Consider the following 21,910-nt stretch of genomic DNA (forward strand, 5'->3'; position numbering starts at 1 on the left):
TATGCAAGATATCTATAAATTAATAGATGATATAAAAATGCAAAAGCTAGATCATCTAGATACAAGGGTGAATGATGTTTTAGACTCCTCAAATGACGATGCTTTATTCATACTTGGTGAAACACTCTATGATTTTGGCTTAACGCCACAAGGGTTAGAAGTGTTTCGTACACTTTATCAAAAATACCCAGATGAAAGCGAAGTGCTCATTTATTTCATTGAAGGTTTAATGGCTGAAAATGAAACAGATGAAGCCCTTGAATACTTGGCAGATGTAGAGCTTTCACCAGAACGATTAATGTTAGAAGCTGATTTATATCAACAACTTAATATGTTAGAAGTTGCAGTTGATAAACTTGAAGAAGCAAAACAAATGGATCCAAGTGATCCGATTATCCATTTCGCACTTGCAGAAATTTTATACTATGATGGTCAGTACTTACGTGCGACACACGAATATGAAATTGTGTTAGATACTGGGGAATATGAAGTGAATGGTGTAAACTTATTCTCACGTATTGCAGATTGTAGTTTGCAAAGTGGTAATTACACAGATGCTGTTGAATTTTTCGATGAAATCAGTGAAGAAGAAATGACATCTGAAGATTATTTTAAAAAAGCCATCGCTTATGATAAAAATGATTTAACGCAAGAAGCAATTAAATTACTTAGAACACTCTTATCTAAAGATCCCGACTTTATACAAGCTTATTATTACTTACAACAATTGTATGTACATGAAAAAGAATATGATCAAGCTATAGAAATGGGTAATGAAGGCTTACGTTTAGACCAATTTTATAAAGAATTAATGACAAATACAGGAAGTATTGAGCTTGAACATGGAGATGCGAGTGATGGTGTGAAACACTTAATTCAAGCGTTGGAAGTTGACAATTCTTACCAACAACCTCTGCTCACATTAAGTGAATTTTATCGAGAACAGGAAGATTATGAATCACTTATCACACTTCTACAATATGTGGATGAAGAAGAGATTGATCCAGTGTTCGCTTGGCATCTCGCTTATGCGTTTGGTCAAGAAGAACGTGATAAGGAAGCGCAACATTTCTTTGAACTCGCTTATCCAACATTAAGTTCACAATCTGCATTTTTAGCTGATTACTATTACTATTTAATTGAAATTGGACAAGTTGAACAAGCAGTAAAAATATTGAATCAATTACTTGAAATCGATCCAAGCAACGAAACTTGGCATGAAGAATATGAACGGATTCAAACGTTTTAATCTCGTTTTGTGGGAGGAACACGACATTGTCTAAGCATTTAATTAACGCGAAAACAAGCTTAATCGAATACTTACTATTTCATTACGAATTCAAATCCCGCATCAGTGTGTGGGTTTTGAACTTGTTGAAAGCCTCACCAGACAAATTATCACATCTTTATTTTGTCGATCATATTGTACCTGAACACAATACTTTAGAAATTGCGACACAATGGTCACATCATATTGGTATCGTATTTAAGATCAATGGAAATACATTGATAGACAGTAATGAAATTTTTGAAATAATTGCAAATGACAATGTCGATTTCGATATCAAGATCCACTTTGATCGAGAAGCGAAACGTCCTATGCGCTACGACGAGGTACTGATGAGTCAGTTATTATATTCCCCAAGTTACAATGCTTATATACAAGATATTAATGACTTAACATTCTCACCACAACACGAAAAATTTATCATCAATTATCTCAAAGACAATATCGATCTCAGTTTACAATTGAATGATAGAGCCGTATTTTATCAATTATCGCATATCCTTAATCAATTTAAATTGAGAAATATGAATACATCGGATATCGGGGGTCACTATGACAATTAAATCCCTATGGCACATGTTACTTTATCATAAATGGGTATTATGGTTTTTATTCATTTGTAATCTTATCGGCACAATTTATGGCTTCATTTGGTATGGGGGACAATTAGAAAGAACAAGTTGGCAATTTTGGTTATTTGTTCCTGATAGTCCCACGGCTTCATTATTTTTAACCATTGTCATCTTAAGTTATATATTGAATAAGCAATGGCCTGTGATTGAAGCGTTAGCGTTCGTCACTTTAGTGAAGTATGGTGTGTGGGCTGTCATCTTAAATATCATTATGTTTATCGATATGGATCAAGTGTCATTATCAGGATTAATGTTGATTATGTCACACGGAATCATGGCCATAGAAGCATTTTTCTTTTATCCGAGATTCAAATTTTCTATTATCGGTCTTGTCGTAGCCATGCTTTGGGTCTTCCACAACGATGTCATTGACTATGTTTTCCTTCAATATCCTTATTATCCAATCATCGAAGAAAATCTCGAAAGTATCGCTTATTTATCGTTTTGGTTGAGCGCCATTCCATTAATTCTTTATTATGCAATGGCACGATTAAATGTAAATAAAATATTTGACCCACGTTGAAGCACAGAGTAAAATGTAATAGTAAGGAGAGTGTTTTATGTCTTTAATATTTATGGTCATATACTTTGTTATCCTGATGATTTTGCCTATGTGGGCGCAACACAAAGTAAGATCTAACTACGAAAAATACGCACAAGTTAGATCTACAAGTGGAAAAACAGGTGAAGAAGTTGCCTTAGAAATTCTACATGCAAACGGTATTTATGATGTAGATGTTGTAGAAGGACGTGGTTTCTTAACTGACCACTACGATCCAAGTAAAAAAGTCCTTGTACTATCACCGGCAAACTTTAACCGTCCATCTGTCGCTGGTACTGCAGTAGCAGCCCACGAGGTCGGACACGCAATCCAACATGCTGAAGGTTATTTCTTCTTAAGATTTAGAAATGCCCTTGTACCGTTAGCTAACTTAGGTAGTTCTCTAGGTTACATTGTCATTATGATTGGTATCATTACGACTGCAATGCAAATGGCAATCGGTTCAACAGCATTATGGATTGGTGCTGGATTAATTTCATTAGCTGTTCTTTTCTCTATTGTTACGCTACCTGTTGAGTTTGATGCTAGTAGCAGAGCGATGAAACAAATTCAAAGCTTAAACATTGTAAACGAAAAAGAACACAAACACGCAAGAAAAGTGTTATCTGCAGCTGCAATGACTTATGTCGCTTCTACAGCAGTGGCACTTGCAGAGCTTGCACGTATTATTCTTATCGCTAGATCAAGTGATAATTAATTTTGATTTAAACCCTACCCATTGCGGTAGGGTTTTTCATTTATAGAAAATCGTATCAGAGTGAGAGATATGATCAAGACAAGGCATAAACAAACCAGTTTGTTACAGTATTAATTTAAGCTATACTAAATGAGAAATCGGTTAAAGGAGCTTGGCACGAAATGGAACGAAAAACAAATAAATCGATGCTTGATATGCAACAAGAAGTCGATGCATACATCAGTCAATTTAAAGCTGGTTATTTTTCACCCTTAGCGAATTTGGCAAGATTGACTGAAGAAGTGGGCGAACTAGCGAGAGAAATTAACCACTATCATGGCGAGAAAAAGAAAAAAGACTCAGAAGAACATAACACAGTCAAAGCAGAATTAGGAGACAATTTATTTGTGCTGTTATGTATAGCAAATTCATTAGACATCGATATGACAGAAAGCTTTGATGAAACGATGCACAAATTTAATACAAGAGATAAGGATCGTTTCGAACGTAAATAACTTACATCAATTTTTAGAAAGGTTTGATCACCTTATGAAAATAGGAATTACATGTTATCCATCAATGGGAGGTTCGGGCATTATTGCAACTGAATTAGGAATCAAATTAGCTGAACGCGGGCACGAAGTTCATTTTATTACCTCTAATCTTCCTTTTAGAATACGCAAACCATTGCCGAATATCTTTTACCATCAAGTGGAAGTGAATCAGTACGCTGTCTTTCAATATCCACCGTATGATATTACTTTGAGTACGAAAATTGCAGAAGTCATCAATGAACATCACTTAGATGTATTACATATGCATTATGCAGTTCCGCATGCAATTTGTGGTATTTTAGCAAAACAAATCTCTGGTAATGACGATATCAAAATTATGACCACGCTGCATGGTACAGATATCACCGTCCTCGGTTATGATCACACACTTAAAAACGCAATCAAATTTGGCATAGAGCAAAGTGATATCGTAACAAGTGTGAGTCACTCATTAGCAAAACAAACGAATGAAATCATAGAAACATCTAAAGAAATCATCCCGATTTATAATTTTGTGCGTGAACAAGAATTTCCAACGAAACGCAATGATAAGCTGAAAGAGACATATGGTATCAAACCTGAAGAAAAAGTATTAATCCATGTTTCTAATTTCCGTGGGGTTAAACGTATTGATACGATTATCGATACATTTGAAAAAGTGCATCAAGAAATTCCGTCGAAGCTCATTTTACTTGGTGATGGACCAGAGCTCATGGACATGAAACAAAAGGTACGTAACTTAAACCTTGAAGATCACGTCTTATTCTTAGGCAAGCAAGATTGGGTGAGCGAATTCTATCAGATGTCAGATCTCGTCTTATTATTAAGTGAAAAGGAAAGCTTTGGCTTAACATTGCTCGAGGCGATGAAATCAGGTGTTGTTCCTATCGGTTCAAATGCAGGTGGTATTAAAGAAGTCATCCAACATGGCAAAACAGGCTATATTGTCGATGTTGGTGATAGTGATCAGGCGAGTCAATACGCCATTCGTTTACTGACAGACGATGAATTATATCAACGCTTTCGCGAGGCAATGTTAGAGGATATTGCTGAACGCTTTAATTCGGATCTCATTGCTGATCAATATGAATATTACTATAATAAACTCATTGAAGGTAATCACGATGAATACTCTATTTGAACAAGCTAAACCTGTACTAGAGACTATCAAACAACATGGACATGATGCTTATTTTGTTGGTGGGGCGGTACGAGATTATCTCATGGAACGTGAGATACATGATGTTGATATTACAACGAGCGCCACACCGGATGAAATTGAAGCCATTTTCCCCAAAACAGTGCCTATAGGTAAGGAACATGGGACAATAAATGTCGTGATGGAAGACGATCAATATGAGGTGACGACTTTTCGGGCAGAAGGCGACTATGATGACCACCGACGCCCAAATGAAGTATACTTTGTGCGCGATTTATACGAAGATGTGAAACGTAGAGACTTTACGATGAATGCGATTGCGATGGATAGCGATTACCAATTACACGATTATTTTCATGGTCAAAGAGACATCGAACAATGTGTGATCAAAACGGTAGGCCCAGCGACAGAACGGTTTGAAGAAGATGCTCTTCGCATCTTACGTGGATTACGCTTTCAGGCACAACTCGGTTTTTCAATCGCACCTGAGACATATGAAGCCATGGCGCAACTCATTGATCAATTAGCCTATTTATCAGTAGAACGCATCGTCGTTGAATTACAAAAGCTCATAGCGGGTAAACATGTAGCAGAAAGTTATCAATACATGCTTACACTAAATGCTTTTCACTATATGCCATTTTTCGAGCACTTCAACATGGACGCCTTCACAGTAGACCGTTCTGTTACATTTAATGATTTTATTGCGCTTTTATTCGTACAACAAGCACCACTTGCTGCACTTTCCGAGCTAAAATTAAGCAATAAAGACAAACAATATATCAATCGTTTAGTAGAAGTAATCAATCAACTACCTGAGATTTCTACAAAAGCAACCTTAAAACGTTTCGTTTACGATTATGGTAAAGAGTTAATATTACATGCGTTGAGCTTAGAAGATGTGATGGAAAAAAATAACATTGCAACGCCGAGTACACTCATTATCAATACTCAGATCATAAGGGAAACATCATCACAATTACCAATAAGTAAACGTCAAGATTTAGTCGTTACAGGTAAGGATTTACTTGATCATACTGAGCGAAAAGGTGGCCCTTGGGTCAAAGATGTCTTGTACCAACTGGAAAACGCAGTCATAAACAATCAAGTGCACAATTCAAAAGATTTATTGTTAGAATGGATGGATAAACATGTCGAAATACAATAATAATGTCATACAAATGCTCTATCAATATGCTCCAGATTATGTTTCTGGTGAATTTATTGCGAATCAACTACATATTTCACGTACTACTGTGAAGAAAAATATCGATAAGTTGAAAGAAGAAGGCTGTGAGATCGAATCATTAAATCAACGGGGCCATAGATTATTATCGTTACCAGACAAATGGTACCAAGGTATCGTAACATCAGTGTTACCTGAAGATATCTATTTCAATCACATTGAAGTGTTTGATACGATTGAATCGACACAGTTAGTTGCAAAGCAAAAACTTGTAGGTAATCAAGATCACTTTTTGATTTTGAGTAATGAACAGTCTAAAGGAAAGGGACGTTTCAATCGTCCTTGGGATTCGGCAAAAGGCAAAGGTTTATGGATGTCCTTAGTCGTTCGTCCTCACGTATCATTTGATATGATTACAAAATTCAATTTATTTATTGCACTAGGTATAAGAGACGCCATTCAACAATGTTCAAATGACGAAGTCAGTGTGAAATGGCCCAACGATATTTACATTGGAGATCAAAAAGTGTGTGGCTTTTTATCAGAGATGGTGGCAAATAATGATGGTATTGAAGCCGTGATATGCGGGATAGGTATCAACATGAATCACCAAGCTGATGACTTTGATGAAACATTGCAATCTATTGCAACAAGTATTCGTTTGCACGCAGATGAAAAGATTAATAGATATAGCTTTTTAGCTACACTTATTGAACAATTCGATAAGCGTTACCAACAATTTATGACTCAGCCTTTTTCTACTATTAAAGAAGAATACAAAAACGCTACAAACATGTGGCACAGAAAGCTCAGATTTACTGAAAATGGTACGCAATTTGAAGGCCAAGCATTAGACATAGACGATTCCGGTTATCTCATCGTAGAGAATGAACAAACAGGTGAACTAAAAAAATTGATGAGTGCGGATATCGATTTATAGTACCAAAGGAGGGTAAGAAATGTCTAAACTTTGTTATGCAGTAGTGGACTTAGAAACGACAGGTAATCAAATCGATTATGATGAAATTATTCAAATTGGTGTCACATTTGTCCAGAATAACCAAATTATTGATTCTTACCATTCCATGATTAATACGGACGTCGAAATTCCTCCATTTATTCAAGCCTTAACTTCAATTGAAGAAAATATGCTCACACAGGCGCCATATTTTCATGAAATCGCTGATGAACTATACGATTTACTTAAAGACTGTATTTTCGTAGCACATAATGTCGCATTCGATCTCAATTTTATTCAAAAAGCATTCGACAATTGTCACATTCGTTTTGAACCTAGAAAGGTCATCGATACGCTCGAACTATTTAAAATCGCATTTCCAACAGATAAAAGTTATCAATTGAGCGAGTTAGCAGCTGCACACCAAATTCCTTTAACTAATGCGCATCGTGCGGATGAGGATGCGACGACGACCGCTAAACTCATGATTCTCGCTTTTGATAAATTTAATGCGCTACCGTTAGATACATTAAAACAATTATATTACTTAAGTAAAACACTTAAATATGACCTATCAGATGTACTCTTCGAAATGGTTCGGCTTTTCGATGGAGATGCCATGCCTAAAAATTTCAGTCGTTTTGAACAGTTGATTTATAAAAAACAAAAAGATTTCAAAGCACCGACATTAACATATGATGGAGATCTTAAAGATTTATATACTACGTTAACTGAGGCACTCGATTTAACATATCGTCCTCAACAATTATATCTTGCTGAAATCATTCTAGAGCAGTTAATGCATAGTGAGAAAGGAATGATTGAAGCACCTCTCGGTAGTGGTAAATCTATCTCTTATTTACTCGCAGCATTAATGTATAATATTGAAACGGGCAAACACGTGATGATTTCTACCAATACGAAATTACTGCAAAATCAATTATTGGAAAAAGATATACCAGCTTTAAAATCAGCACTTAATATAAAAATCAATGCAGCATTGATCAAAAGTAAGAAAGATTACATATCATTAGGCCTCGTTAGTCAAATATTGAAAGAAGATGCGACGAATTACGAAGTCAATATTTTAAAAATGCAGCTACTTATCTGGCTTACTGAAACAGAAACAGGGGATATTCAAGAGCTTAACTTAAAAGGCGGGCAAAAAATGTACTTTGAACAAAAAAGTGAAACGTACGTGCCTGTGCCCAATGATATCCACTATTACAATTTCTTAAAACGGAATGCTCAAAATATACAAATTGGTATTACCAACCATGCACACTTGATTCATTCTTCTAGCGATAGTTCTATTTATCAACTATTTGATGACTGTATTATTGATGAAGCACACCGCTTACCAGATTATGCGTTAAATAGCGTGACAAACGAATTGAGCTATTCTGATATCAAGTACCAACTAGGCCTCATTGGAAAAACAGAAAATGAAAAACTGTTGAATGACATTGACCACCTTGAGCAACAACGCATATTAGAACGCTTAGATATACCACCGATAGACGTCTTTGGCGTGAAAATAAGTGTAAACGAAATCCATGATGATGTTGAAAGACTGTTTAATACGATGTTCAATATTATCCACCAATCAACGATTCACGACGATGAAGTGAAGAAAATTCATTTCGTCTATCAATTTGAGACAGATGACATTATTGCAAACATAAAATCAATTATTCATAAACTCAATATCACGTTAGAATATTTTAATGGCATGAGTCATAAAACAGTTAAAACAATTCGTAAACAATTGCTCTATATCAATGATTCATTTAAAGCGATTGAACAAAGTTTATTAGCGGGTCATATGTGCTATCTATCTATTAAAAATTTAAATCAACAATCAACGATTAAACTCCACGTCAAAGACTACGATGTGAAAGATGTACTGACGACTCAAGTGCTAGATAAGTTCAATGCACTGACATTTATCTCCGGCACATTGACGTTTAATCATTCCTTTGATTACTTTAAAAATTGGTTTAATAAAGATACTAAATTCAACACAGTAAAAATTGATAGTCCACCGATGTCTTCAAATCAAACGACCGTATTCACGCCAAACGACATCGAGGCATATAATTATAAGAACATCACAGAATATGTAAACAGCATCGTTAATTATTTAATTGCTTATATAAATGAAGTCGAATCTAAATGTTTAATGCTTTTCACAAGTTATAAAATGATGTACATGGTACAGGAATTGATTAATGATTTACCAGAATTTGAAGACTACGTTGTGCTTACGCAACAGCAAAATCAAAACTATAAAATTGTGCAGCAATTTAACCATTTCGATAAAGCAATCTTACTAGGTACGGGTACATTCTTTGAAGGTTTTGATTTTCAATCCAACGGTATTAAATGTGTCATGATCGCAAAACTACCATTCATGAATCAAAATAATACGAAATATTGTTTAATGCAGTCAGAATTCGATAATCCTTTCAAAGAATATGTACTACCCGATGCAGTGACGCGTTTTAGACAAGGGTTAGGTCGCTTAATTCGAAATGAAAATGATAAAGGTATTATTGTTTCATTCGACGATCGACTCATTCATAGCCAATATAAACAATTCTTCACGCAAACATTAGAACAATTCAAACGACAAAAAGGGAATATTAAACAATTTCGACATACGTTACAGAAATTAAAAAAAGAGAAATAATATTTTTGAAGAGGCAACACAAGCATGATGATTCTTTCTTAGTCTCTAGAAGTTAGATCTCTAGTTTGTTAAAATAATAAGGGATTACATTACTATATAATAATTAATAGGAGTATGGTTATGAAAACAACGATAAAACAAGCAAAACAACATATTGGCCAAGAAGTCACAATTGGCGCTTGGTTACATAATAAACGTTCCAGCGGTAAAATTGCTTTCCTACAACTTAGAGATGGTACTGGATTTATGCAAGGGGTCGCTGTAAAATCAGAACTTGATGAAGAAACATTCCAACTTGCGAAAGATTTAACTCAAGAAACATCATTCTATATCACAGGTACAATTACGGAAGATGATCGTTCAGATATTGGATACGAAATGCAAGTTAAATCTATTGAAGTCATCAGTGAATCACACGACTATCCAATCACACCAAAAGATCACGGTACTGAATTCTTAATGGATCATCGTCACTTATGGCTTCGTTCTAGAAAACAACACGCAGTGATGATTATCAGAAATGAAATCATTCGTGCAACATATGAATTCTTTAATGAACATGGTTTCACAAAAATTGATCCGCCAATTTTAACTGCGAGTGCACCAGAAGGCACAAGTGAACTCTTCCAAACACAATATTTTGACCAAGATGCTTACTTATCTCAAAGTGGTCAATTATACATGGAAGCAGCGGCAATGGCATATAATAAAGTATTCTCATTTGGGCCTACATTCCGTGCTGAAAAATCTAAAACACGTCGTCACTTAATCGAATTCTGGATGATTGAACCAGAAATGGCTTTCTGTAACCATGAAGAAAGCTTAGAAGTACAAGAACAATATGTAACTCATATCGTACAATCTGTACTTAAAAATTGTGAATTAGAATTAAAAGCATTAGATAGAGATACGACAAACTTAGAAAAAGTTGCGACACCATTCCCACGTATCACATATGATGATGCCGTTGAATTCTTAAAAGAACAAAGATTTGAAGATATTGAATGGGGCGAAGATTTCGGTGCGCCTCATGAAACAACAATCGCAAATCACTTTGATTTACCAGTATTTATTACGAACTATCCAACAAAAATTAAACCATTCTATATGCAACCTAACCCTGAAAATGAAGACACAGTACTCTGTGCTGACTTGATTGCCCCTGAAGGTTATGGTGAAATCATCGGTGGTTCTGAACGTATCAACGATTTATCACTACTTGAACAACGCATCGATGAATACGGTTTAGATGCCGATAGTTACGATTACTACTTAGACCTTCGTCGTTATGGTAGTGTACCTCACAGTGGTTTTGGTCTTGGATTAGAACGTACCGTAGCTTGGATTTCAGGTGTAGAACACGTACGTGAAACATCACCATTCCCACGTTTATTAAATCGTTTATATCCTTAATATCTTCATTTTAAGAAAAAGCACGTTCGAAGGCTGAGGCGACTTATTGTCTCAGCCTCTCTTGCTTTATAAAGATATACAGTTATGAAAGAAAAGCTTAATTATTGAAACTATGAAACTCGATAGTTTAAAATCATAGTCCGAGTTGTATAAAATATTGAAAACGAGAATGCATGATTCAAAAAAGTAGGAGGCGAACGTATATGAATATCGAGCAGTTAAAGCAACGACCAGTCGTACTACACAAATCTCTGTTAGATCATTATAGTGAGTTAGGCATCAATGAAACGGAACTGGTTATCTTAATTAAACTGATTTATGCCTCTGAACAATCTAACAAGCAACCTTCAATTGAATCACTTCAACAAGGTAGTACGTTAGATGCACGCGATATTTCAATCATTATACAAAATTTAATCCAGCGAGATTTGCTTCATCTTCAAGTCAAAAAGGATGAAGAAGGCAAATTTACAGAATACATGGATTTAGATCCTTTTTACGAACAATTTAATGATATCCTTACACATTTAGATAAGCAAAATGATAATGAACAACAACAATTAGAATTTAAGCAGCTATTCCAACAAATTGAACAGACATTTGGTCGTACATTATCTCCTTATGAAATTGAAACCTTAAATCATTGGATAGACGTGGATCAACTTGATTTTTCATTGATACAAGCGGCGCTTAATGAAGCAGAAAGTAATGATAAACTCAGCATGAAATACATTGATCGTATCTTGCTCAACTGGAAGAAACATAATGTTAAAACAGTCGAAGAAGCTAAACCAATTCGTGAAAAATTTGATCATAAACAACCGAAAAAAACCCAACAAGTGACACATGTACCTAAAATTGATTGGCTAAATGGAGGTGACACAACAGATGGTAAGTAATAAAAAGGCGCTCGAAATGATTGATGTCATCGCGGATATGTTTCCAGATGCACATTGCGAATTAACGCATGATAATCCGTTTGAACTGACGATCGCAGTGTTACTTTCAGCGCAAACCACTGACCGTTCTGTAAACAAGCTAACCAAACATTTATTCTCAAAATATAAGACGCCTGAAGATTATTTAGCTGTCTCACAAGAAGAACTCGAAAATGACATTAAACAAATTGGTCTCTATCGAAATAAAGCGAAAAATATCATGAAATTATGTCGTTCACTCTTAGATAAATTTGACGGTCAAGTGCCTTCTACACATAAAGAATTAGAAAGTCTCGCAGGTGTAGGACGTAAAACAGCTAATGTCGTGATGAGTGTCGCATTCAACGAACCCTCACTCGCTGTAGACACACATGTGGAACGTGTATCCAAACGCTTAGGTATTTGTCGCTGGAAAGATAATGTAGGGCAAGTAGAAGATAAATTGAAAAAAGTAGTACCGAAAGAACGTTGGAGTAAAACACATCACCAACTTATATTCTTTGGGAGATATCACTGTTTAGCACGTTCACCTAAATGTGATGTTTGTCCGTTATTAGACGATTGTAGAGAAGGACAAAAACGATATCGTGCTCAACTGAAAGAAGCGTGAGAACTTGATCACAAAAGACACATTAAATGATTTAGAACAACAAATCATGCCATATGTTCAAAAGCGAAAATTAAAATCAAAGGAAGCACATGCATTGCTCGATCAATATTGGTCAGCAATCGAACAGTTTTTTAAACAATGTAATCATATCGAAGAGAAAGCGTTAAGTAACTTATCTGAGGACACACTAGATACGTTACCGGTTGTACCGATGAACTTTAAAGAACGCTATGACTACATCCTTCAACGCAAATATCATTTTATGGGATTTAAACAAATGCAAACGATGAAGAATGAATTGATTAAAATGAACGCTGCTTATTTAATACGTACGAAACATCAACAAAAACGTTCATAAAGTGAATAATTAGGATAGGGTGACGAAACGTCATCCTTTTTAGTGTTACTTATAAAGTTGTTTTTGATTTGAAGTCGGTTTAAAGCCTTCAGACAAGTTAAAGTTTCTAAACACACTCCATTCAATTAATAATAATTAAGTGATATCTGACATATAAAAATCGTCAGATTTTATAAAAAGCATCAACAAATTATAGATAATACGATGGATTATCAAAGTTTGAATAACGGGCAATAGAAGTAATCAATCATAAAATTAAGTTGATTAAGCAGGTATACTACGGTTATCATAAATTTAATATATTTAAAAGTAAGACTTTTATTATCTTTAGACTTTATAAACGAAATAAGAAATAGCGACTCCACTAAAAAAGGTAAAGTCGCTCTTTTTTAGATTGCATCACCGTCCGAGACTCCTGAGGCATCTAGCCGAAACTGAAAATCCATTTTGGCCAAATACATGTAGTAATTAAAGGTATTTTTATTAGCCAAAATTAGTTGAAGTGAGGCGCCTAGGAAAGCGAGGACAGGTAAGCAATCTATAGAACACCACTTAATAAATATTGATATTAATATATCATAAATGGTGGAGAGCTTTTTTGTACACAAATAACCCTCTCTATAGTGTTGAATGCTATAGAGAGGGTTTTGTTTGTGCTCATTAAATTTATGAAGCTTGTTGATCATCAAATATCATATTCACATTAAACAATCTACCTAAAGTACCAGTTATGGAATTACCATTTTGTTGTTGCTGCTGTTGATTACCATTTTGTTGGCCTTGACCATTTTGTTGATTATTTTGCTGTGTACCTTGTTGATTGTTATTGCTATTGCTTGAAGATGAATTTGATGATGAACTACTGTTTGATGAACTGCTGCTTGGTTGACCATTTGGTGTACTAGTTGTTGTGTTATTATCTGAATGACCTGAAACAGATAAACTATCTTTGCTGCTACCATTTACAGAATCTGGTTTCTTGAAGTCTGCATTGTCTCTAGGTGAAATCTGTGTCATGACATCATCAAATAAGAATTGTGGGAAGTCTTGTTCTTGGTGACCTACGAATGAGTTTGTTCCGCCTTCTTTAACAGAACTGAAGCCCATCCATATTGCCATACTGTATTTAGGTGTGAAACCGCTGATCCAAACATCTTTGGCTGCGCTGTCTGGCAAGTTATATTCTTGATAAGTTTCGTCACCGTAAGTACCAGTACCTGTTTTGGCTGCCACATTAACACCATCAATGTCATGGCCGTAAGCTGAACCATAAGGCTCAAATGTACCTTTTAAGATTTCAGCTAACATGTAAGCAGTATAATCTTCCATCGCTTTATGACTTGTATGGTCGTATTCGATTGTTTCGCCATCATCTTTAACAACTTTTTTAATAGAATGTGCGTTGTTATATTCACCGCCGTTTGCGATAGCCGCAAATGCTGATGCTAATTGAGTAGGTGAGAATTCAGAAGATGAACCACCGAGAACTTCAGAAGGGCCAATATCTCCTTCATATTCTAAACCTACTTTTTTAGCGAAATCTTTCGGTGCATCATTACCTGCATTTTCACGTGTTTGTTGCCATGTTTTAAGTGCAGGGATATTGAAACTTTGACGTAAGGCGTCATAAATTTTTACCGTACCGTGACCTTTTTGGTCATAGTTTCGGAATGTCACACCGTCAACTTGATAAGCAGATTCATCTTGAATGGCATGGTTTGTAGCCCATTGCATATTTTCAATTGCTGGTCCATATGCAAGGAATGGTTTCAAGGTAGAACCTGTTGGATGTGGGTCAGTGGCTTGGTTACGCGTAACCACATCTTTATAATTTCTACCACCAGAAATGGCTACAAGTGATCCTGACTTACTATCTACAATTGTCGCACCGACTTGTTGGTCATCATTTTTATAATAACTACCATTGTCTATACGATATTGTAGTGTTTCTTGCACGTCTTTGTCCATGTTTGTATAAATCTTAATACCACTGTTAAGTACATCGGCTAAGTCTTGGCCTTTAAATTCTTTGTTGTTCATGAGTTCAGATTTTACAAAGTTGACATATGACGCATATTCAGGATTTTCATCTTCAGGTGAAATTTGTCGTTCTTCCTGAGTTCGATCAACTAGATTTTCTTCGATAGGTGTATCTTGCGCTTCTTTTTTCTGTTTGTCAGTGATTCTATCATGTTTGTTCATTAAATATAGTACTGTATCTTTACGAGATTCTGCTTTTTCTGGATTGTTATAAACATTGTTTACTTCAGGCACTTGTGGAAGTCCGGCTAAATAAGCACTTTCTGCAAGATTTAAATCTTTAAGATCTTTATCGAAATAGTATTTAGCTGCGGCTTTTACACCATAAACGCCATCAGAATAGTAGATCTTGTTGAGATACATTTCAAAGATTTCATCTTTACTATATTCTTGTTCTAAACGATATGATAGGTAAGCTTCTTGTGCTTTACGCGCTATCGATTTCTTATCAGTTAAGAACGAACGTTTAACAACTTGTTGTGTCAGCGTTGATGCACCTTGTGAACCAAAACCACCAGTTACGTTTTTAACTACCGCACCGGCTAAACGTTTGTAGTCCAGCGCACCATGGTTATAGAAACCATTATCTTCTGTAGCTAAGACGGCTTCTTTCATTGTTTTAGGGACGTCGTCAATTTCTACGTGTTCCCGACGCTGTCCTTTGTCCATCGTCTTAACTAATTCTCCATCCTTGTCATATATCTTTGCTGGAATAGGGTCTTTGAGTTTCGACTCATTAAATGCTGGTGCTTTCCACGCATAATATGCAAATAAGAGTATTCCTACCAAAGCTAAAATGATACAAGCGATTAAGATAAAGCCAATAATTTTAATTATTGTACGCTTGACATTTCTATTTTTTTTTTTATTGGACTTTCCGTTGTTATTACGAGAAGCCCCTTTACTTTCCGTCATACGCGGTCCTCACTTTCATCTAATATCAACTTATCAACGGCCTTGAGGTAATTCAATCGTGGTTGATATTGATAAGGAATATAGTAACCATTTTTTCTTAATTCTTCAACCGTAATTGACTTTTTAACATTATTTTTGTGTCTTTGCCAAAAATATTTAAAATTTGAATAGGGAAGTAAGTAAACCTCATCTAATGATTTAAGGTGTATCACAAGAAAAACGATACCTGCCTGTTCGTAGCAAGCATCCATGTGTTCTACTTGGTGATCGTGGATATTATTTAAAGGAAAAGACGTTTTATTTTTCGTCTCTTTTGCCTCAAAATCAATGTAATATCCTTTATAAATCCCATTGTAATCAGTGGTTGAAGGTGTTCGAAAATAAGCCTCATTGATGACAGCTTTACTTCGTTTTGGATAATGCACATTCACGATTTGAACGGGCGTTGGTTTTTTATGTATAACCGCTATATTATTCCGTAAGTAGTGTGCATTAGACTGTTCTAAATCAGATTCTAGTGACATACCACGGCCACCATGATCTATCTTACTAGATTCATCATCCTTTGTACGTCGGACTTGAGACTTATTTCTTTTAAATGGTTTGCCATTCGGATAATTCATAAATGTCACCACTTTTGTTTGGATGTAAAAACCTCATTAATTATACCTAAAATGAGTAAAATTTCCAACCATTGATATCGGTTTTCTCATTTTGATAAAAGGAAAACGAATTCACCTTAACGTTATTTTAACGCGATTTGTGTAAATAAACAATGTTTCACGTGCGTGCCAACACTTAGAAACAAGGTTCCTGAGTAATATAACATACACATGTGTTCTGTGACCTTACATTATTGTAATATTGCATGTGCACCATCTTTTACACAATACTAACATGATACCACTTTAAGCCCGATATTAACCAATTCCTCAACTCCGATATGAGAACAAAACAATTTTGCTCCAACACACATTGTGATACATTATGCATGGAGGTAAACTATGATTGAAACCTTAGATCAACTGCTCGCATTATTAACAACCATGTCCCAAACGTATGAAAGAGCGAAAAAAGAAGGCGACTTTGATTTCTTCGAAGTGGTGCAACCTTTTGCAGAAAAAGTAGATCAAACACTAGATCAGTTTAAAACATTTAATAAGGAAGTTGTTCGCTTACCTTATATGAATCAAACCAAATTTGACTTATTGATAGAAAACATGAAAGCACTCTCTGTCGAATGTCATTTTCAACGCACTAGTCGTAAATTATTTACAGAAAAACTCAAAGCGACCCATTATGATTTAAACTATATTAAAAGAAACGAGTTATAGTATGGTAAAAACAATTTATATTACAGGTTATAAATCATATGAATTGAATATTTTTAAAGATGATGCCCCTCAAGTCTATTATTTAAAGCAATTTATTAAGCATAAAATAGAACAACTCATAGATGAAGGCTTGGAATGGGTGTTAATCCAAGGTCAAATCGGAGTTGAAATGTGGGCTGGGGAAGTTGTAGTAGAACTGAAAGCACAATATCCTGATTTAAAACTCGGTATCATCACACCATTTTTAAATCATACTGGACGCTGGAACGAAAATAACCAAGCTAAATACGTCGCGCTTGAAAAACAAGCTGATTTTGTAGATAGTGTGTACCACAGTGAGTATCAAGGTTCATTTCAATTTCAACGCACAGACCAATTCATGTTAGATCACACTGATATGACTATCTTGATTTACGATGAAGAGCAAGAGGGTAGTCCAAAATACTTCAAAAGGAAGTTATTTGATTTTATGGATAAAACAAATTATACTTGTGACAATGTGGAATTTGATGAACTGACTGAATTCATCAATGATTTACAATGGTCTCAAGAACAAAGTTTCGAATGAGGTGAAAATAATGGCAGATGTTTCATTAAAATTATCAGCTAAAGAAATCTATGAAAAAGATTTTGAAAAGACCGTTACGCGTGGCTATCGTAAAGAAGAAGTCGACGCATTTCTTGATGAAATTATAGCTGACTATCAAAAAATGGCAGATTTAAATAGTGAAGTTGTAAAACTCTCTGAAGAAAATAAAAAATTAAAAAAAGAAGTTGAAGATTTACGCTTACGTGTCGCATCATCACGCCCACAAGAAAACAAAAACTTCTCTTCTAATTCAAGCAATGTAGATATCTTGAAACGTATTTCAAATCTTGAAAAAGCAGTTTTCGGTAAACAACAATAATAATAAATACATTGCATAAGTGAAATTTGTATATAATGAAAGCTCAAATACTTAATTAGGCTCAATGTTTGTGATGAAAAGTATAAGCATTGAGCTTATATTTGATTTGTACATGAAGTAAAATAGTGCTATAATTTAAAAGATGGTGTTTTGGGTAATCGCTATAGCAATATAGAGGAAAGTCCATGCTCACACAGTCTGAGATGACTGTAGTGTTCGTGCTTGACGAAACAATAAGTCAAGGCATATCAATGACGGCAACGAAATAACCTAAGTTTAATTAATATGGTTAAAATCGTTTGAAAGTGCCACAGTGACGTAGCTTTTGCGGAAACGTAAAAGGTGGAACGCGGTAAACCCCTCGAGTGAGCAATCCAAATTAGGTAGGAGCACTTGTTTAGCGGAATTCAACGTATAAACAAGACGTTATTTTAACGTAACGAAATAGCGTAGACAGATGATTACCACCAGCGTACGAGTGTAGCTAGGACACGTTCGCAGTACAATGGAACAGAACATGGCTTACATAAACATCATTACTAGTTACAAGCTCTCCTAAATAGGAGAGCTTTTTTATTTGAATAGACGTGTTACAATTTCAACCATAAATAGCAAAAAGTATTTATGTGATTTTCTAAAATTCTTCACATTTAAAGAGTAAAGTTTAGTATTATAAATAAGTAAGCAGTAGTAATAAAAGGAGAAAGTTTAATGTTTCAATTATTAGCAGTATGCCCTATGGGTCTAGAAGCAGTCGTAGCAAAGGAAGTCCAATCATTAGGATATGAAACTACAATCGAAAACGGCAGAATTTTCTTTGAAGGTGATGAAACTGCGATCGCAAAAGCCAATTTATGGCTCAGAACAGCAGACCGTGTAAGAATCGTACTCGGGCAATTTCATACGACTTCATTTGATGATTTATTTGAACAAACATTGGCCTTACCTTGGGAAAGCATCATCGCGGAAGATGGTCAGTTCCCCGTGCAAGGGCGCAGTGTGAAATCTAAATTGTATAGTGTTCCTGATTGTCAGTCGATCGTCAAAAAAGCTATCGTAGAACGCCTTAAACGTAACTATCAAGTTTCCGGTTGGTTAGAAGAAACAGGAGCGAAATATCCTGTTGAAGTAGCGATTCATAAAGATCAAGCGCTACTTACAATAGATACATCTGGTTCAGGCTTAAACAAGAGAGGTTATCGTATCGCACAAGGGGAAGCACCTATCAAAGAGACTCTTGCAGCAAGTTTAATTCGCCTTGCAAACTGGACAGGCAATACACCATTGATTGATCCATTCTGCGGTTCAGGAACAATTGCAATTGAAGCTTGCCTTATTGCACAAAATATCGCACCTGGTTTTAACCGTGACTTTGTTTCAGAAGCGTGGGATATCATGCCTGAAAATTTATATGAAGATTTAAGAGATGAAGCTGATCAACAAGCAGAATATGACAAACCGATTGAAGTTTATGCATCTGATATCGATCCTGAAATGGTAGAGATAGCTAAACGCAACGCAGCTGAAGTTGGCTTGTCCGATATCATACAATTTAGCGTTAAAGATGTTAACACACTTTCACTGCCTGATAATCAAGCCATTGCACTAGTCGGTAATCCGCCTTACGGTGAGCGTATTGGGGATCGAGAAGAAGTTAACGAAATGTATCGTTATATCGGCAAACTGATGAAACAACATCCTTATTTATCTGCTTATATCTTAACGAGCAATAAGGAATTTGAATATTTAGCGAATCGTAAAGCAACGAAACGTAGAAAATTATTTAATGGTTATATTGAATGTACGTATTATCAATATTGGGGAGAACGACCACAGTAATTTTGTGTTTTAAGACAATTTAAGGGGATGGGATATATGCAACAAGAAACAAACGACATGAAAGCTGGTATATTGTTTTCAATTATTGCCTATGTTTTATGGGGAATTTTACCTATATACTGGGATCTCATTCATGGATTTGATGCGTTTGAAATTTTAGCCTATCGCATTATTTTATCTATGATATTTATGCTCATAGTCGTATCCATTGGTCATTATAGACGACCATTTTTTGAAGATGTAAGATTTTTATTTACGACACCGACAAAGCTATTCGCTTTAATTATTGCTGGCTATGTCATTACGCTCAATTGGGGAACCTTTATTTGGGCAGTCACAAATGGTCACGTACTTCAAACCAGTTTAGGATATTATATTAACCCATTAGTTAATATCGTACTCGCGTTCATTTTCTTAAAGGAACGGTTTAATAAACCTGAATGGCTTGCAATCATCTTAGCTTTAATTGGCGTGCTCTATATGACGATTCAAGTCGGCGTGTTTCCTATCGTTTCTTTATTACTCGCCTTTACATTTGGTCTCTATGGACTTATTAAAAAGCTTGTACCTATTCATGCGATTAGTAGTATCACGATTGAGTGTATTGTAACAGAACCTGTGGCACTCATTTATATCAGTTATTTATTCCAACAACATGAAAGTGCTGTCGGGCTGAATATGTCTACGTTTTTACTCTTATTTTCAGGTGCGTTAACAGCGATACCACTCATTTTGTTTTCGGCTGGTGCACGTCGGATTCCATTATCATTGATGGGGTTCATCCAATACATAGGTCCGACCATTATGTTCGTGCTTGGTATCTTTGTGTTCGGTGAGCCATTTGACATGAATCAATTTATTACGTTTATCTTTATCTGATTAGGCATTCTCATCTATAGCTTCTCTCAATATTTAAAAATGAAACACTATCGACGTGCGCTGATTAAATAAATAGAGGTTGTCATTTGTTATTATATTTTAAATTTATGTAAATACTGGGCAAATCTCATCATTAATAGGATAGAAATATGTTATCGTGAAGTAAATGGAGTCGAACATTTTCACCATAAAAATGCGCTAAGTCATTCATACAATAAGATAGATAAATATTAAATATTGGAGTGATTATATGAGAAGAGTACTCATATTAGGAGCAAACGGAAACATATCTAAAGCGGCAATCAATTCATTTTTAGAAAATACCAACTATACACTACGTTTATTTTTAAGAGATGCCAATCGTCTCCCAGATTATGCTTCAGATCGTATTCGTGTGAGAGAAGGAGATGCGACAAATATTGATGATGTGAACGATGCAATGCAAGACGTTGACATTGTCGTCGCTAGTCTTTCTGGTGAACTCGATAAAGAAGCAGAAATTATCGTGAAAGCGATGGAACAAAATGAAGTAAAACGCCTCATTTTTGTGACAGCATTAGGTATTTATAATGAAGTACCTGGCGCATTTGGTAAATGGGTAGAAGATAAATTAGGTGAAAAACTAGCTGTTTATAAACGTGCAGCTGATATGATTGAAGCATCCGATCTCGATTATACGTTATTGAGACCTGCTTGGTTAACTAACTTTAATGAAATTGATTTCGAAACAACAGAGAAAGATGAAACATTTAAAGGTACAGAAGTTTCACGTAAAAGTGTGGCAACGGTCATTGTAAACATCGCGAAAGATCCAGAACTCTTTTTACGTGAAAATATAGGCATTAACAAACCGAAAACTGATGGTCCAAAACCGAAACACGGTGAAAGAACATTCAATCATGAATAACGTTTAAAAGCACATAACGCTTAGCCTAAAAGTCATGTAACATTAACTTTTAGGCTTTTTTA

At 35.3% G+C, this 21,910-nt stretch carries 20 protein-coding genes, 1 other RNA gene and 1 pseudogene; 20 read left to right on the top strand and 2 right to left on the bottom strand.

Translation table 11 applies throughout. The features are described 5' to 3' along the window. Position 1: 1 nt before the first annotated feature. From APS80_RS02760 to APS80_RS02820, 13 genes are all read left to right on the top strand, one after another. Entirely contained in the window at positions 2 to 1,249 is a 1,248-nt protein-coding gene (locus tag APS80_RS02760; protein WP_059106763.1) for a tetratricopeptide repeat protein, read from the top strand. Positions 1,250 to 1,275: 26 nt separating this feature from the next. Beyond that, positions 1,276 to 1,851 (top strand): YpiB family protein, encoded by a 576-nt coding sequence (locus APS80_RS02765; protein ID WP_059106764.1) that lies wholly within the window; start codon positions 1,276 to 1,278, stop codon positions 1,849 to 1,851. Next, positions 1,841 to 2,443: a DUF1405 domain-containing protein gene (locus APS80_RS02770; protein WP_059106765.1), complete on the top strand. Its 603-nt coding sequence runs from the start codon at positions 1,841 to 1,843 to the stop codon at positions 2,441 to 2,443. Before APS80_RS02765 ends, APS80_RS02770 begins: the two co-directional genes overlap by 11 nt. Before the next feature lie 37 nt (positions 2,444 to 2,480). Next, complete coding sequence (locus APS80_RS02775; RefSeq protein WP_059106766.1) at positions 2,481 to 3,179, top strand: zinc metallopeptidase; 699 nt, start codon at positions 2,481 to 2,483, stop codon at positions 3,177 to 3,179. 161 nt (positions 3,180 to 3,340) lie between these two features. Next, positions 3,341 to 3,673, top strand: coding sequence for a nucleotide pyrophosphohydrolase (locus APS80_RS02780; protein ID WP_059106767.1), 333 nt, complete (start codon positions 3,341 to 3,343; stop codon positions 3,671 to 3,673). Between the two features lie 34 nt (positions 3,674 to 3,707). Next, a complete protein-coding gene (bshA, locus tag APS80_RS02785) occupies positions 3,708 to 4,853 on the top strand; it encodes an N-acetyl-alpha-D-glucosaminyl L-malate synthase BshA (RefSeq protein WP_059106768.1) in 1,146 nt (381 codons plus the stop codon). Beyond that, positions 4,837 to 6,039 carry a CCA tRNA nucleotidyltransferase gene (locus tag APS80_RS02790; protein ID WP_059106769.1) on the top strand — a complete coding sequence of 401 codons (1,203 nt, stop codon included), beginning with the start codon at positions 4,837 to 4,839 and terminating at the stop codon, positions 6,037 to 6,039. The genes bshA and APS80_RS02790 overlap by 17 nt, the downstream gene beginning before the upstream one ends. Beyond that, positions 6,023 to 6,997 carry a biotin--[acetyl-CoA-carboxylase] ligase gene (locus tag APS80_RS02795; protein WP_059106770.1) on the top strand — a complete coding sequence of 325 codons (975 nt, stop codon included), beginning with the start codon at positions 6,023 to 6,025 and terminating at the stop codon, positions 6,995 to 6,997. Before APS80_RS02790 ends, APS80_RS02795 begins: the two co-directional genes overlap by 17 nt. A gap of 19 nt (positions 6,998 to 7,016) precedes the next feature. Beyond that, complete coding sequence (locus APS80_RS02800) at positions 7,017 to 9,707, top strand: helicase C-terminal domain-containing protein (RefSeq protein WP_059106771.1); 2,691 nt, start codon at positions 7,017 to 7,019, stop codon at positions 9,705 to 9,707. A 120-nt stretch (positions 9,708 to 9,827) separates the two neighbouring features. Further along, positions 9,828 to 11,120: an asparagine--tRNA ligase gene (gene asnS / locus APS80_RS02805; RefSeq protein WP_059106772.1), complete on the top strand. Its 1,293-nt coding sequence runs from the start codon at positions 9,828 to 9,830 to the stop codon at positions 11,118 to 11,120. 203 nt (positions 11,121 to 11,323) lie between these two features. Continuing rightward, positions 11,324 to 12,019 (top strand): DnaD domain-containing protein, encoded by a 696-nt coding sequence (locus tag APS80_RS02810; protein WP_059106773.1) that lies wholly within the window; start codon positions 11,324 to 11,326, stop codon positions 12,017 to 12,019. Beyond that, entirely contained in the window at positions 12,009 to 12,668 is a 660-nt protein-coding gene (gene nth / locus APS80_RS02815) for an endonuclease III (protein ID WP_059106774.1), read from the top strand. Before APS80_RS02810 ends, nth begins: the two co-directional genes overlap by 11 nt. Before the next feature lie 4 nt (positions 12,669 to 12,672). Then, complete coding sequence (locus APS80_RS02820) at positions 12,673 to 13,026, top strand: YpoC family protein (protein WP_059106775.1); 354 nt, start codon at positions 12,673 to 12,675, stop codon at positions 13,024 to 13,026. A 666-nt stretch (positions 13,027 to 13,692) separates the two neighbouring features. On the opposite strand, the gene APS80_RS02830 is transcribed toward APS80_RS02820, so the two are convergent. Together APS80_RS02830 and recU are read right to left on the bottom strand one after the other, a co-directional pair. Beyond that, a complete protein-coding gene (locus APS80_RS02830) occupies positions 13,693 to 15,981 on the bottom strand; it encodes a transglycosylase domain-containing protein (RefSeq protein WP_059106777.1) in 2,289 nt (762 codons plus the stop codon). Further along, complete coding sequence (gene recU, locus APS80_RS02835) at positions 15,978 to 16,604, bottom strand: Holliday junction resolvase RecU (protein ID WP_059106778.1); 627 nt, start codon at positions 16,602 to 16,604, stop codon at positions 15,978 to 15,980. Before recU ends, APS80_RS02830 begins: the two co-directional genes overlap by 4 nt. A 381-nt stretch (positions 16,605 to 16,985) precedes the next feature. On the opposite strand from recU, the gene APS80_RS02840 reads away from it, so the two are divergent. The 7 genes and pseudogenes from APS80_RS02840 (at position 16,986) to APS80_RS02865 (ending at position 21,848) form a co-directional block, all read left to right on the top strand. Further along, positions 16,986 to 17,315, top strand: a complete 330-nt coding sequence (locus tag APS80_RS02840) for a DUF1798 family protein (RefSeq protein ID WP_059106779.1) — start codon at positions 16,986 to 16,988, stop codon at positions 17,313 to 17,315. Between the two features lies 1 nt (position 17,316). Continuing rightward, complete coding sequence (locus APS80_RS02845; protein WP_059106780.1) at positions 17,317 to 17,883, top strand: SLOG family protein; 567 nt, start codon at positions 17,317 to 17,319, stop codon at positions 17,881 to 17,883. 10 nt (positions 17,884 to 17,893) lie between these two features. Next, positions 17,894 to 18,223, top strand: a complete 330-nt coding sequence (gene gpsB, locus APS80_RS02850; RefSeq protein ID WP_059106781.1) for a cell division regulator GpsB — start codon at positions 17,894 to 17,896, stop codon at positions 18,221 to 18,223. Between the two features lie 146 nt (positions 18,224 to 18,369). Beyond that, positions 18,370 to 18,753, top strand: an RNA gene (gene rnpB / locus APS80_RS10550) — RNase P RNA component class B. A 181-nt stretch (positions 18,754 to 18,934) separates the two neighbouring features. Further along, a complete protein-coding gene (locus APS80_RS02855; protein ID WP_059106782.1) occupies positions 18,935 to 20,062 on the top strand; it encodes a THUMP domain-containing class I SAM-dependent RNA methyltransferase in 1,128 nt (375 codons plus the stop codon). Between the two features lie 36 nt (positions 20,063 to 20,098). Beyond that, positions 20,099 to 20,938 (top strand): annotated as a pseudogene (gene rarD / locus APS80_RS02860) (EamA family transporter RarD); the annotation flags it as partial. Positions 20,939 to 21,191: 253 nt separating this feature from the next. After that, positions 21,192 to 21,848 (top strand): SDR family oxidoreductase, encoded by a 657-nt coding sequence (locus tag APS80_RS02865; RefSeq protein ID WP_059106783.1) that lies wholly within the window; start codon positions 21,192 to 21,194, stop codon positions 21,846 to 21,848. The last annotated feature ends 62 nt before the right edge of the window (positions 21,849 to 21,910 follow it).

It is taken from the genome of Staphylococcus auricularis (assembly GCF_001500315.1).
Lineage (GTDB): Bacteria > Bacillota > Bacilli > Staphylococcales > Staphylococcaceae > Staphylococcus > Staphylococcus auricularis.

What these genes read in the sequence shown, in the direction of transcription:
- APS80_RS02760 (WP_059106763.1), top strand. Translation starts at nt 2, where the DNA reads ATGCAAGATATCTATAAATTAATAGATGATATAAAAATGCAAAAGCTA.
- APS80_RS02770 (WP_059106765.1), top strand. Translation starts at nt 1,841, where the DNA reads ATGACAATTAAATCCCTATGGCACATGTTACTTTATCATAAATGGGTA.
- APS80_RS02775 (WP_059106766.1), top strand. Translation starts at nt 2,481, where the DNA reads ATGTCTTTAATATTTATGGTCATATACTTTGTTATCCTGATGATTTTG.
- APS80_RS02780 (WP_059106767.1), top strand. Translation starts at nt 3,341, where the DNA reads ATGGAACGAAAAACAAATAAATCGATGCTTGATATGCAACAAGAAGTC.
- bshA (WP_059106768.1), top strand. Translation starts at nt 3,708, where the DNA reads ATGAAAATAGGAATTACATGTTATCCATCAATGGGAGGTTCGGGCATT.
- APS80_RS02790 (WP_059106769.1), top strand. Translation starts at nt 4,837, where the DNA reads ATGAATACTCTATTTGAACAAGCTAAACCTGTACTAGAGACTATCAAA.
- APS80_RS02795 (WP_059106770.1), top strand. Translation starts at nt 6,023, where the DNA reads ATGTCGAAATACAATAATAATGTCATACAAATGCTCTATCAATATGCT.
- APS80_RS02800 (WP_059106771.1), top strand. Translation starts at nt 7,017, where the DNA reads ATGTCTAAACTTTGTTATGCAGTAGTGGACTTAGAAACGACAGGTAAT.
- asnS (WP_059106772.1), top strand. Translation starts at nt 9,828, where the DNA reads ATGAAAACAACGATAAAACAAGCAAAACAACATATTGGCCAAGAAGTC.
- APS80_RS02810 (WP_059106773.1), top strand. Translation starts at nt 11,324, where the DNA reads ATGAATATCGAGCAGTTAAAGCAACGACCAGTCGTACTACACAAATCT.
- nth (WP_059106774.1), top strand. Translation starts at nt 12,009, where the DNA reads ATGGTAAGTAATAAAAAGGCGCTCGAAATGATTGATGTCATCGCGGAT.
- APS80_RS02830 (WP_059106777.1), bottom strand. Translation starts at nt 15,981, where the DNA reads ATGACGGAAAGTAAAGGGGCTTCTCGTAATAACAACGGAAAGTCCAAT.
- recU (WP_059106778.1), bottom strand. Translation starts at nt 16,604, where the DNA reads ATGAATTATCCGAATGGCAAACCATTTAAAAGAAATAAGTCTCAAGTC.
- APS80_RS02840 (WP_059106779.1), top strand. Translation starts at nt 16,986, where the DNA reads ATGATTGAAACCTTAGATCAACTGCTCGCATTATTAACAACCATGTCC.
- APS80_RS02845 (WP_059106780.1), top strand. Translation starts at nt 17,317, where the DNA reads ATGGTAAAAACAATTTATATTACAGGTTATAAATCATATGAATTGAAT.
- gpsB (WP_059106781.1), top strand. Translation starts at nt 17,894, where the DNA reads ATGGCAGATGTTTCATTAAAATTATCAGCTAAAGAAATCTATGAAAAA.
- APS80_RS02855 (WP_059106782.1), top strand. Translation starts at nt 18,935, where the DNA reads ATGTTTCAATTATTAGCAGTATGCCCTATGGGTCTAGAAGCAGTCGTA.
- APS80_RS02865 (WP_059106783.1), top strand. Translation starts at nt 21,192, where the DNA reads ATGAGAAGAGTACTCATATTAGGAGCAAACGGAAACATATCTAAAGCG.